Here is a 12422-nt window from a genome sequence, read left to right as displayed (position 1 = left end):
CGAACCGAGAAGACCCGTATCCCGCCGTCAGCCAATACCGCCGTCTAAGGGGAGAAGACGGGTCGCCTCAAGCACCTTTGCTCGATATCGGAAGATGCCTCCAGACGGCACGCGCGACATCTTCGAGAGTGTCGATTCCCATCAGGTCCGGCAGCGACAACTCGATGGAAAACGCCTTTTGGATTTTCATGAGAAGCAACGACCGCTTGACCGTAGCAGACGTTGCCCCATCGCAGTTCTGCCCAGCCTCGTAATCAGCAACCAGGTCTTTGGACATCTTCAGGGTCTTGGACAAGCTGATCAGCGTCAGCTTGTCCAAGTCATCCGTCCCCTCGCAATCCGAAGGATCGAGAGCGTAGCGAATGAGCACGAACCTGCGAAGATGCTCGCTGAAAAACGGGTAGGTGAGCCTCTCCTGGCTCAGGATGAGGTCGATCTCGGCCTGAGATTCATCGGCGGCCCTGCGTATGCTCTCCTGCAGCATCGGATGCCTTTCTCAACGGTTGCGCTCGCCTGCAGCCTTACTCGACAACAAGCGGTTCGATGCCGAGCGCCTCAGCCAACGCCATAAGCTCCTTGGTGTAGTCGCCGTACACAAGCGCTATATGGATGCCCACCTTGCATTGCGCGCGATGCGCGGCAAGCGAATCCTTGAAACGGTAAAACACCAGCTGCGTACAGTTCTCCCTGTCTTTTCCGCTGCTCTCGACGATTTCCGCTTTCCCGATGAACATCTTGCCGCCATCAGGCGAAAACTTGCACAGCGTAATGCACGCGCCCTTGTCGCGAGAGAAATCGTAGCGCAGCGTTGCGCCGAATTTCTGATCGTAGGCGAACGGAGCGATGCCGTAAGGCGCATGCGCGTTCGCGTCGGGGTGGCATCGGTGGGCAACGGAGTGCTGGGTCATCCAGAGTCTGTCGATGTTCTCGGGATCTTTCGCAAGCTCCTCAAGCTGCTCTTCGGTCGCGCCGAACACATGCTTGAAATGCCCGTCGAGCACGGGAATAGGGCATGTGTTTCCCATGTAGGGGCTCATACCCGAGACGGCAATCAACGCCTGCTCGGAAAGCGCGGCGGGCAGGTCGTATTCGCATGACGACGGAATGCCGGCTTCCGCATTGAGGGCATGGGTCAAACACATGGTGAATTTTCCCTCGTTGAGCCTTCTCGTCGAACATGCGTCGGGACAGGGGATCGAAAAGGCGTTGCAGTCAAAGCGATCCATGTACTTCTGTGTGAGCACGTACGCCACAACGGAGGGAAACATCAGCTCACGGCTCATGCCGACGCTTTCGGCTCCGTCGATCAGCTCGTCGCAGATTTCGTTCGCCCTTTTCAAGTCGTCCTCGTCAACGTTGAGGGTTTTCCGCCCCGGCGTCGTATGGTTGCCCTCGGGCACAGCTTCTCCCATGCAGTCGAAGAACTCGTGTATGTTGGCAAAATGGAAACGCGTACCGAACCGCTGCGTAATATGATCGAGACTCGTAAAGGAGTCGGGCCGGCTGACGGACTGGGTGCCATCGAACCTCGTCACGCAAAGGTATTTCGTGCGGGCAATGACCTTTTTCGCACGAAGCGCCACCATGCGCAACACGAAATCTTCCCAACGGTACTCCGAATAGCATACGTAGTCGACGTCTCGCGCCGCTATCGCAGACGGAACATCGGGCACGTTGAAAGCGCCGGATGACGGACAATAGCACATGGTTTTCTTGAAGCGCTGAGCGAATTTGAACGCCAGATCCTGAACGCCGGCACCCGCCATGGGAATCACGACGTCAGCCGCGTTGACAGCGGCCTCCATCGCTCGCCATTGCTCTTCTGGTTCGTCCCAGTCGTCGGTCCTGCGAAACAAGACGGGGTCCATCACGTTAACGCCCTCGGGCACATGCGCCTCGATGTCGGCAACGAATTTCTTCGCCCTTTCGGCGAACGCAATCTCATCGTATCCGGGTCGCAGGGCATCCCCGCTTCCGAACCGGCACGGTCCTTCGTAGTAGTAAAGGTGCTCGCAGAAAAGCTCCAACGGCAACACGTTGAGCGTGATATCCTTTGCTTTTTCGATCATTCTCCCATTTCCTTTCCCTATAGAATACTTCTCGCCGAATGAAATCAGGTGCCCTTGCACCCAGCCTCCTATCCGAGGCAACCTGCCAAAATCCGAAAAACGTCAGCCGCGCCCGTCGGCTATGCGCATTCGGTAATCTCGAAGCCCTTCAGCTTTGCGAAGCTCACGACCTCGTCGTACATATCGCCGTACACCAGCGGAATACGATTGCCCACCAGCAGCGATCCTTCGAAGAACCTCTTGCCGTCGAAAACCTTGAAGAACAAGCCCCCGTGCAGTTTTCCGCTTCATAGCCGACACCTGCCACCACAACGCCCCCATTCCGTCCGGCTGCATAAAGCATCGATACTACCCACTCATTTTACAAACCTCTATTTCAGTCATTAATAGGCTATTCGCCTTTAATTTGATATAAAATTGTGCATATTGCCTAATCCAAGGGAGCTGCATCATGACAACCCCGGCTATGCTCATCGGCTGGATCCAATCCCTTTCAAGAGAAGCTCGTTGCCAGAGCTTCTCCCCGGGAGCAATCGAATGGATCGAGCCCCTGCCTCCCGTTACCGGCGAAGAAAACGTCGTTTTCGAGAAGGGTGCGATCCTCGTATGCGAGGAAGATCGGGAGATTCGAAACATCCGAGAAGACATTCCGATCATCGTCGTATGCAAGAAGCTCTCCGAAGCGCCGCTGCCCGAACATCGGCGCAACGCGATAGCGGCAGAGACGAACCTCTCGAAGCAAGCTTTTGCCTCGGCCCTCCAAAAGCGCATCCGCACAATCGATCGATGGGAACACGATCTCGACAGAATATCGGCCGAAAGAGGAAGCTACCAAGAGATGCTCGATATCTCGCGTGACGTTTTGGGCAACCTCGTAACCATGTCGGACTCGACGTATCGTCTGATCGCGTATACCCCCGATATGCCGATCGATGACCCCATCACAAACGAACTCATCGAAAAAGGCTTCCACGGAGAACGCGCCATAGCGCGGTTTCGGGAAACGAAAGCGCTCTCGCGATGGGCGAAGCAGGGAAAGACCCATTACTCTGGAAATCGGATAACGCAATACCCGTCCATGAACCACGTGTTCAAGATCAACGGCGCCTACTTCGTTCAAATGGTTATGACCTGCAACAACGTCCCTTATTCCCAGGGGCTTCTGGATACGTTCGACATTCTCGCATCCCATATCAAAGCGCACATACGACGCTGCCAATCCTACGAAAGCGAAACATACGCCGAGGGCACAGAGCTTCTTTCGGCACTGCTGGCGGGAAAAACGATGCCGAAGGATATCATCGCACGGCAAGCGCGCAGCATAGGGCTGTCCGAAAACGGCGCCGTTCGCCTATATGCGATAAAACCGAAGACAGCCGATGCGGAGAACCTCGGATATCTAGCCAGGAGGATCAGCTCGATGCTGCCCGACAACCCCGTCGTTTTGCGTGACGGTGCGGCCTACCTTGTCGTGCAAGCCCGAAAGTCCGACGGCAAAGCAGACCGCACCGTCAGAGCCGCCTTGTCCGCCCTGATTGACTTCTCCTATGTCGATGCGGCGATCTCGGGCCCTCTTCCCGAACTGCAAAACCTCGATAAGGGAGCCCGGCAGATAGCCATCGCATTCGAGTACAGCGCCATGCTGCGCTCGCCCGAACACGACAGCCTCGACAAGCATGACCCGTTCGCCCGCTTCGAAGACTACCTGTTCGACTATCTGCTGTTCAGCGAGGGGAAAGACTACGCCTTCCTGGAATTCTGCCTCAACACGAGCGCGCTCGCCCGCATAAAAGAGAGCACGCCGAGAAAGAATCCGTCCGACGGGGACATCCTCCGTTGCTACCTGCGCCACGAATGCAGCGCGTCGCGTACGGCGGATGCTCTCGGCATCCATCGAAACACCGTCCTGAATAGAATCGGATCCGTAACGGAGAGAGAGGGCCTCGACCTCGATAGCCCGAAAACACGAATCAGCTTAATCGCCTTGTTTCATCTTTCCGACTTCCTCGAGTCTGGCAAAGGATGCTCGGAACCGGTAGGCGCATGACGATTCGCCACCTTCACACTGCCTGCTCGCGGACGGATAAACGCGCCGCACGAAGAGCAGTAGCGTACATCGGGATCGACCTCTCTGCGGCAGCACGGACAGACAGGCGCACTCGGCAAACCCGATTGCGCCTCAAGGCATCTTCCGCAGCCAGAGCACTGGTAGCACATGGTCAAAACCGTCCCCCCTCAGGCGCTGCAGTCGCATCGCCGCTCGCATCTTGCACAGGTTTTCCAGAGGAGGCGCGGCCGGGCGGTGCGGGCATCCTCATTCCGCAGCCGGGGCAGACGCCGCCCTCAGGCAGCTCGGCTCCGCAAAGCGGGCACTTCCCCTTCGGCAGCTTCACTTTGCAGGCACCGCAATGCGAACACGGATAGCACATGCCGTATCCTATCGACGAACCGATGCGTCGCGTGCGCAATCATAGGCATCGGCCGTCGACCCAACCGGAAGACCATCCCCTTCGTCGGTTTCCCATGCAAGCTTCTTGCGCTTCGCATACGCAAGCACAATGCACCCCATGGCAACGAAGCAGGTGATAACAAGGCCTGCGAACGCGGGGACGAACGTGCCGGTCGTATCGTACACAGCGCCCACCAGCACACCCGAGAACGACCCGAACAAACCGACGCCCGTGCGAATCCAAGCATGGATCTGAGTGTAGTTCCGCGATCCGAAGATATCGCGAATGAGCAGCGGGAGGCTTACCGACATAAGCGAATCCTGAATGCCGAACAACACCGTCGACAAAACGAGGAACACCGGATTTCTGAAATAGAGGAACCCGACGATGCCGATAGCAATAAGGGCGAGCTCGATCAACGTCGTCCTCCGCACGCCGATCTTGTCGTTCAACCATCCCATGACGAGCTTGTCGATCACCGAGCCGACCGACTCGGCGGAAACGATGATGGCGGCAAACGATGCCGTGAACCCTATCGATTGGATATAGCCGGGCATATGCTGATCGATGCCTCCGTGGATGAACGACGCGATGCCCGCAAACACGAACAGGCACCAAAACGCAACCGAGACGACGGCCGCCTTGAACGCCACCCCGCGCATAACGGGCAGCGTTCCCTTGTCGTCGGGGTCTTCGCGATATCCGTACGGCGCGATCCCCAGCTCCGTCGGCTTCTTGCGCATGAGCAAGCTGCACGGCAGGATCACGGCCAAAGACGCAATGCCGACGAACAAATACGCCGATCGCCAGCCCGCCGTTTGAATGATCGAGCTGATCACCATGGAGAACAACGCAGCTGATACGCCCGAACACGCCATAACGATGCCGTATACGAACCCGCGCCGTTTGATAAACCAGTTTCCGATCAGCGATGCCGAAGGCAGCACGAAGATGCCGGCGCCGGCCGCGCCCACCAAAAAGCCCGAGACTTGCCACTGCCAGATCTCGCTGTACGTGCTCATGGCCATTACGGATCCCGATAGCACTACGATAGCCACAGACATGACGATACGGGTATCGTATTTCGTAAGAAGCCTGCCTGCCAAAGGCGTTACAAGCGTCGTTCCGATAAAGTAACCGGTCATGTATGTAGATATCTCGGAGCGCAAAAATCCCAGATCCTCGCACACCGGCACATAGAATAGGCTGCCGCAGTTCAGAACAAGCCCCATACCGAACGCCTGGACCAAACAGCAGCACACCATGATGACAAACGCATAGTGAATCCTACCGAACAACCTGCCATTGCTGACAAGCGCCATCGCATTTCCTTCCCCCTGTCGCGGAAGCCGAGCGAGCTGAGACCGCTCGGCTTCCGTCAATGCAGATACGTGTCTATGCTGTGGATCGGTTTTCTACGCTGGCGGTTGAGAGATCAGCCTGCGCAGCGAAACCCCCACAGATTTCGTATCGCCGCGCCGTTAAGGCCAGCTGAGATTTTACTCGTCTTTCCTTTCATCGAGCGCAGGAGCCGCAGGTTCGCGCAGTCCGGCAATCAGCTCGGGGTGCTTGGTCTTGGTTGCGACGATAATGATGGCAACCAGCACCGCCATGGCTGTCGCGAGAGGCCAAGACACGTTCCATCCGGCAAGCTGACCCGTCCCTGCAACGCCCATGATGCCGGCAAGAAATGCCAGTACGTAGGCGGAGAAGTACTGGCACAGGTTCTGAGCGGCAGCCAGGAGCGACAAGCCCAAAGTAGCGCCTTCCTTCGGCAACACTTTGACGATTTGCAATATAAGAGCGGGGTTGAACATGCCGAACGCAAAACCGTAGATGATGGCGCCCGCATAATAGCCGGGAACGCTTATCACGTTGGTCAGGATGAAGAAGCCGATCGCCTCGCCGATAAGCGCAATCGGAAGATCGAATCCGCGCAGACGCCCTTTGAGGAATGCGCCGTAGCAGATGGCGCCCACAGCAGAAGCAAGCGTCTCCGTCGAACTGATGATGCCCGCAAACCCGGTATCTCCCAAACCGGCTTCCTTGATGCACAAAGAGATGTTGGTGAAATACGAGAACTGGAAGAAGTTGTAGATGCCGGCGAGGAATATGACAATCCATGCGGCTATCGTAATGGATTTGAGCGCACTGCCCTTTTTGCCGTCAGCCGTCACACCTGCGGGCTTCACATCGGGCTCGGGCAGCCAGAACACGATCATCAGAATGATGGGCACGATAAACAGGTAGCCGATGAACGAGTAGCGCCACGAAAGCACGGCCAGAAAACCACCGATCAGCTGGAAGAGCGAACCGGACAGACCGCCAACGGCCGTCTTGAAGCTCATGAGGCGATCGCGCTGCTTCCCTTCGAACAGGTCGGCGATAAACGACGATGCCATCGGGAAGATCATGCCTCGCCCAAATCCGAGAATGACGCGGCAGACGAGTATCCCGTAGAAACCTTCGGTGGTTTCGGGCATGAAGCCTGCAGCCACGCCGCCGACAAGCGTGCATCCCATCGCGATGATGAGCATGGTCTTTTTCTTCATGTAACGCTCCATGATGCCGACGGCAAACGCACCGACGATGGCCATGAGCGAAGGAAGGCCCTCGATGTTCTTGAGCATGAGGGAATCGACCCCTGCCGGCGCAAACGCTTCACCGATAGCCGACATGGCAGGCGTTGAAAACGATTTTGCATACTGAAGCGTGATGACGAGCAACGCAGCGATCTGAACGGTAACGCCTAAAGCCTTTTTGGTTTTAGCCTTTTGTTCTGCGGTCATTTCATTCTCCTTACTATGACCTTGTCCCCTGAACCCATCGAGTTACCTCATTAACTCGATGAGCTCACCGATGTCATCGAGCTCTTCGAGGCGCGATACGGTCTCCACAACGCGATCGGCGTTTTCGCGGGAAAGCGTCTGGGAGAACTCGATGTTCTGATAAAACTTGTCCAACACCTCCTCTTCGCTCATGGGGCTCTTGTATATGTCGCCTTTGGGAACATCGCAGCGGGCGTGATAGGTGGCTCCGTCCGCCATGACGATGTCGACCTCTGCCGTCTGATACTCGTCCGGAGCGAGCGTCGGGACGATTTCGATTTTGTCGATCAACCGTTTCAGATCCGGATCCTCCATCGCCTCGCGGTTCATGTAATCCGGACGCACCGACTTCGTCGCTATGGCGACCGCCGCGGTATAGATAATGCTGAAAGCACCGCTTACCTGAGGCTCTTCGCCGATCTCGAACGGCTGGCCGACAAAGCCGGCCGCCGTGCGCGGCGTCGTATGGATAACGACCTTAAAAACCTGTTCGGGATCGATGTCGTGCGCTTGAACGATCTGCATGCAAGCATCGATGGATGGGTGAGTGGCACGGCAGGCCGACCACGGCTTGATGACAACGTCACCGTAAAACACGTTGCCGAGATCTTTGCACAGAAGCTCGGGGCGCTGCTTTTCGCCGCAGAACAAGAAGAAGTATCCCTTCTTGCCGTTCAACGCGTCATGCGTCGCCGTCATGCCGCGACGAGCGAAATCCGCCGAGAAGATGGCGTTGCGTGCAGCGAGCGCCATGGGCAGCTTGAACGCAAGCGTCTTATAGTTGATGTTGTCCATCGAGCCGCCGAGCATATTGAGATCGAGACCAAGGGCGTTGTTAAGCTGCCTTTCGGTCAAGCCTCCCAGTTTTCCGGCGATGACGGTGGCACCCAACCCGTTGATGGTGTTGGTGTTATCCCAGCCCCCGTACACGTCGAAGCCCGATGCCGCCCCCAGGCGGGCCGCGATATCGTCTCCCAAAGCGAGAGCGCACATGAACTCGCGCCCCGTTGCGTGCGCGCGTTCGGCGCAGGCGAGCGCCGTCGGCACCGTCGTACCGCTGATGTGGGCGGCGCTGCTCTTCCGATTCTCGTTTTCCGCTTCAATAGCCTCGAAATCATAGGACCTCATGGAGAAGCTGTTGATCATGGCCGCAGACGGCGCATCGATCCGCTCGCTTCGGTAGAACGCCGCGCTCTGCGGTGCCGATCCGTAGCTCTTAAGCAGATCGAATAATTCGTCGCACATCGGCGCGTGAACGCCCGCCGCGATGACCCCCGCCGCATCGAGGACGCGCGTTTTAACGCGCGCAATCGTGAAAGCATCAAGCGATGCATAGTCCGTCGCAACAACATGCGCGCAGACTTGGTCTGTCATGTTCAATGGGATTCCTCCCTCAATGTGTCTGCGGGTGCTTCCCCGCACTTCCCGCTCGGTCAAGCGAAGCCGATTCGCGTCCGCTCGACAGATCGCCGGGAAGCCCCCTTTTGAAGGCGCGGGCGACTTTCCCGCCCGCGCCAATCCCCATTATTCTTTGACGGTTACAAGCGACCAGCGGGTTTGGCCGTCCATCTTCTTGACAAGCTCCTCAGCCTCGCCGTAGTACATGCACCACGCTTGGCAGTGCTGCACGCACATGGGCATCTTGCCCTGCTCGGTACGCTCGGCGCACATGTCGCACGCCTGGGTGATCACAGGCATGTACGTCCACTCCCAGATGCCCTTCACGCCCTCGCGCTCGCTGTATTGGAACGGTCCCACTTCGCACACCTTGATGCCGAACTCGCCTTTCGGCAGATCGAGAATCTTTTTGCACGCCACTTCGCAGGAGTGGCACCCTGTGCAGTAGTCGTAATTGACGAGAATCGCCTTGGTCACGGTTGTTCGCCTCCTTTTCTCTAAACTTCGCGGTCCTCTATTTGATAACCTCGTCGGCATGCTCCTTGGCATACTCGAGCGCGTTGCGTCCTTGCATATCGGCGTCTTTCACCTTGAGGCTCTGAACGCGTCGCGCGTTCTCGAGCTGCTTTTGCAGCGCGTCGTTGCCCTCGGCCGCCTGCTTCTCGGCAGACTCCTTATCGCCAGCCATGACGCCGGGAATGTAATCGCCCCAGCCGCCTTCGCGCGTTACCTTCTCGCCCGGCATCTGATCGCCCTCTTGATATTTGTAAATCTTGGCGAGGAAGCTTTTGATGCCCGAGCCGATGCCACCCTGGCCGGTCTCGAAGTTCAAAGCCATGTTGTTGATGTTGGAATCGAATGTGCCGTACAGGCTCGGCTCGGCAGGCTCCTCCTCCGGATACCACCACGCATGCTCCAGATGAATGGTGTCGCGCTTGATGCCGGGGAACAGAAACGCCTTCTGTCGGCAGCGGCCATGCGTGGTCTCGATCCACACCCAATCGCCATCCTCGATGCCGTATTCGGCAGCGGCATCCGGGTGGATGGTGACAAGCGGCCACGGATGGAATTCGCGCATGGTCTCGAGCTGGCGATGTTCGGAATGGAAGAACTCGTAGGATCGGCCGCCCGACGTCGCAATGAACGGATACTCCTCGAACTTCTCGGGTGTTGAGACGGGGCTGTCCTTCGGCTCGAGATGATACGGCATCGGATCGACGCCCCAGTGATTGTATCCCCAGCTCCAAAACTCGAATCGGCCGGTAGCCGTATCAAATCCAGGTTGACCGTCCGGTCGGCACATGCCCTTCTCGTACTTGTAGTACTCGGCGTCCCACGGGTCGTACTTATAGCCGCCCCGCGCCTGCAGCTCTTCGAAATCGCCTTCGTAACGGGTGCCGCCTTCGGCGTACTGGTCGGTGAGATACCACGTGGAAAGCTCCTTGTCGTCTTTCCACGGCCAGTTCTCGGGCTTGAGCAGACGGCCGAGTTCGAGAATGATCTGCTCGTCGGATTTCGACTCGTAGTAACTCGTGCATTTGGAGATCGAGCGGGCGGGCGTCCACCAAGTACGGACGGAGTTGCGCTCGCAGCTCATGGCGACGGGCAGCACGATATCTGCATGGGCAACCGCCGTCGGCGTCATGAACGGATCGGCCACCACGCAATACGGAATCTTGTTTATAGCCTCGTACATACGCGGTGCGTCCATGCCCGAGCACGAAAGAGGATTGGCGCTTTGCAGCCAGATGATCTGAGGCATGAAGGGCTCGCCCGTTTCAACCGCGTGCAAAAGCGCGTCGGAGGAGGCGCAGGCCACGATGTCCGACGATTCAATGCCCGCCGACAAGGTGAGTTTTCCGGCGTAGTTTTCGCGCGGGATCTTGAAATCGCCCAAGCCGTAGCGCTTTTCAATATCGAATGCGCATTTGATGAGCAGGTTGCCGCCGGGATTGTCGATATTGCCCGTCACACCCATGAGGTCGCATGCTGCGGCGGTAACGCCGAGAGCCGAGAGCTGCTGCTCGAACGCAAGACCCCATTGGATGGACGCGTTCTCGGCCGTTGCGTACAGTCGCGCCGCGCCGCGGATGTCGTCGGCATCGAGGCCGCAGATCTCGGCCGCCCAATCGGCGTCCTTGCCCTGCACGGATTCGACAAGCTGCTCGTAGCCGTAGCACCACAGATCGATGAACTCATGGTCGACCAGATCCTCGTTGATGATGGTGTTGAGCATAGCGATACCGAGGGCGCCATCGGTGCCGGGCCGCACTTGCAGCCAATACTCGGCTTTCGCACCGAGCCAAGTGAGGCGAGGATCGATGGAGATGATCTTCGTGCCCATCTGCATGCACTCGAGGATCCAATGGCCCAAGAACCCGTCGGCGTTCGCCTTAAGCGGCTCGTTGCCCCAAACCATGATAACCTCAGGGCGCTTGAACGAAGGATCGGCGTAGCGCTGTTCGTGCGTTTCGGATACGTCGATGATGGTCATCTCGCCCATTTTGGCGGAAGCGCCGATCATGCGAGGGAGGTAGCAGGCGAAACCGGTAAAGCCGAAATTGCAGACGTTCGGCGTCTCGAGCGCCGTCGAAGCGAAAAGCGGCAGCTGCCATCCTATGTTGCGGCCGGTGCCGTGCACGAACAGGATGGTATGGGATCCGAAATCGCGTTTGACGGCATTGACCTTTTCGACGATTTCCTCGTAGGCCTCGTCCCATGAAATACGCTCCCATTTGTTTTCCCCGCGCTTACCCGCACGGCGCATGGGGTACTTCAAGCGGTCGGGATGGTTGACTGCCTCCACCATGTCGAGACAGCGCATGCAAAGCTTACCGCCGTTGAACGGAGCCAGCGGATCGCCCTCAATGTGAGCGAGCTTGCCTTCCTTGTCCACGTACAGCAGCACACCGCAGCCGTTATGGCATCCGGGCGGCGACCAGTGGTTTGTGCGGGTGACGGTGTATTCGCCCTCCTGCCACCGCCATTCGCCCTCATGGTAGGCCTCGCGGTCTACCGAATCGAGGAATTCTTGATAATCCATGCTCCTCCCTTTCTCTCGTATTCGTCTTCGATGGTTGTGAGGAAACTCGCAAGGCAACCGAAAAGGCAGCGGGATGCTAAAAAACCTGCGCCTTTTCGAAAGCTTTCTATCGTGGCGCCCCGGGAGCCTTCGGCGCCCCAGGGGCGCTCGGTTTCGCCGGTGCACCGGGCGCTGCCGGCATACCCGGCGTCGAGGGAGCACCAGGGGCTCCGGGGGCTCCAGGGGCTCCGGGCATCGAGGGGGTGTTGGGAAGATCGGCTCCGCATGCAGAGCACGTCTTTGCGTCAAGCGCGCATTCTGCACCGCACTTCGGACAGGTAACGGTCATGGAAACTGCTGCTGGTCTGAAACACATGGACAACTCCTAAAGTAAACCTTTTAGTACTAGTCTTTATCGTCTTAGTTGACGTGATCAAAATAATACCTTTTAGTATGACTCGACAAGAGGTATATTTATTTTATTTTAAGAATAATATAACGGCTGTTTATCGTGATGTGGCTATATTTTACCTGATCAAATACTAAGATTTGTAGCCTTAAACCTCTATTAGTCCATATCAACTATTTATAAAAAAGTATAATATCTAATCCTATTTGGTACTATTCAATAGGAAGGATTAGTATTATTTTATTC

General features: G+C 57.1%; 10 protein-coding genes. 1 reads left to right on the top strand and 9 read right to left on the bottom strand.

What is annotated here, in order from left to right; translation table 11 throughout:
- Positions 1-67 precede the first annotated feature (67 nt).
- The 3 genes from C1719_RS05775 to C1719_RS15865 form a co-directional block, all read right to left on the bottom strand.
- Complete coding sequence (locus C1719_RS05775; RefSeq protein WP_102374252.1) at positions 68-484, bottom strand: hypothetical protein; 417 nt, start codon at positions 482-484, stop codon at positions 68-70.
- Positions 485-521: 37 nt separating this feature from the next.
- The gene (locus C1719_RS05770) at positions 522-2069 is read right to left on the bottom strand and encodes a fucose isomerase (protein ID WP_102374251.1); all 1548 of its coding nucleotides are present in this window, start codon (positions 2067-2069) and stop codon (positions 522-524) included.
- Between the two features lie 119 nt (positions 2070-2188).
- Positions 2189-2335: a hypothetical protein gene (locus tag C1719_RS15865; RefSeq protein WP_219717823.1), complete on the bottom strand. Its 147-nt coding sequence runs from the start codon at positions 2333-2335 to the stop codon at positions 2189-2191.
- A gap of 185 nt (positions 2336-2520) precedes the next feature.
- Here C1719_RS15865 and C1719_RS05765 point away from each other — a divergent pair, with 185 nt between their 5' ends.
- The gene (locus C1719_RS05765; protein ID WP_102374250.1) at positions 2521-4116 is read left to right on the top strand and encodes a PucR family transcriptional regulator; all 1596 of its coding nucleotides are present in this window, start codon (positions 2521-2523) and stop codon (positions 4114-4116) included.
- Between the two features lie 390 nt (positions 4117-4506).
- On the opposite strand, the gene C1719_RS05760 is transcribed toward C1719_RS05765, so the two are convergent.
- The 6 genes from C1719_RS05760 to C1719_RS16345 all read right to left on the bottom strand — a co-directional run bounded on the left by C1719_RS05760 (position 4507) and on the right by C1719_RS16345 (position 12116).
- The gene (locus tag C1719_RS05760; RefSeq protein ID WP_102374249.1) at positions 4507-5841 is read right to left on the bottom strand and encodes an MFS transporter; all 1335 of its coding nucleotides are present in this window, start codon (positions 5839-5841) and stop codon (positions 4507-4509) included.
- A gap of 177 nt (positions 5842-6018) precedes the next feature.
- Positions 6019-7308 carry an MFS transporter gene (locus tag C1719_RS05755; RefSeq protein WP_102374248.1) on the bottom strand — a complete coding sequence of 430 codons (1290 nt, stop codon included), beginning with the start codon at positions 7306-7308 and terminating at the stop codon, positions 6019-6021.
- Between the two features lie 42 nt (positions 7309-7350).
- A complete protein-coding gene (locus C1719_RS05750) occupies positions 7351-8721 on the bottom strand; it encodes an MmgE/PrpD family protein (RefSeq protein ID WP_102374247.1) in 1371 nt (456 codons plus the stop codon).
- A gap of 150 nt (positions 8722-8871) precedes the next feature.
- Positions 8872-9222, bottom strand: coding sequence for a 4Fe-4S dicluster domain-containing protein (locus C1719_RS05745; RefSeq protein WP_219717821.1), 351 nt, complete (start codon positions 9220-9222; stop codon positions 8872-8874).
- Between the two features lie 37 nt (positions 9223-9259).
- Positions 9260-11788 (bottom strand): molybdopterin-dependent oxidoreductase, encoded by a 2529-nt coding sequence (locus C1719_RS05740; protein WP_102374245.1) that lies wholly within the window; start codon positions 11786-11788, stop codon positions 9260-9262.
- Positions 11789-11894: 106 nt separating this feature from the next.
- Positions 11895-12116, bottom strand: coding sequence for a zinc-ribbon domain-containing protein (locus tag C1719_RS16345; protein WP_425439824.1), 222 nt, complete (start codon positions 12114-12116; stop codon positions 11895-11897).
- Positions 12117-12422 lie beyond the last annotated feature (306 nt).

The organism is Raoultibacter massiliensis, from assembly GCF_900199545.1.
In the GTDB taxonomy this organism is placed as follows: Bacteria; Actinomycetota; Coriobacteriia; order Coriobacteriales; family Eggerthellaceae; genus Raoultibacter; species Raoultibacter massiliensis.
Note: the sequence above shows the minus strand (reverse complement) of the source record. Positions and strands in the feature narration are given on the sequence as shown.

What these genes read in the sequence shown, in the direction of transcription:
- C1719_RS05750 (WP_102374247.1), bottom strand. Translation starts at nt 8,721, where the DNA reads ATGACAGACCAAGTCTGCGCGCATGTTGTTGCGACGGACTATGCATCG.
- C1719_RS05755 (WP_102374248.1), bottom strand. Translation starts at nt 7,308, where the DNA reads ATGACCGCAGAACAAAAGGCTAAAACCAAAAAGGCTTTAGGCGTTACC.
- C1719_RS16345 (WP_425439824.1), bottom strand. Translation starts at nt 12,116, where the DNA reads ATGACCGTTACCTGTCCGAAGTGCGGTGCAGAATGCGCGCTTGACGCA.
- C1719_RS05775 (WP_102374252.1), bottom strand. Translation starts at nt 484, where the DNA reads ATGCTGCAGGAGAGCATACGCAGGGCCGCCGATGAATCTCAGGCCGAG.
- C1719_RS05740 (WP_102374245.1), bottom strand. Translation starts at nt 11,788, where the DNA reads ATGGATTATCAAGAATTCCTCGATTCGGTAGACCGCGAGGCCTACCAT.
- C1719_RS05765 (WP_102374250.1), top strand. Translation starts at nt 2,521, where the DNA reads ATGACAACCCCGGCTATGCTCATCGGCTGGATCCAATCCCTTTCAAGA.
- C1719_RS05770 (WP_102374251.1), bottom strand. Translation starts at nt 2,069, where the DNA reads ATGATCGAAAAAGCAAAGGATATCACGCTCAACGTGTTGCCGTTGGAG.
- C1719_RS05760 (WP_102374249.1), bottom strand. Translation starts at nt 5,841, where the DNA reads ATGGCGCTTGTCAGCAATGGCAGGTTGTTCGGTAGGATTCACTATGCG.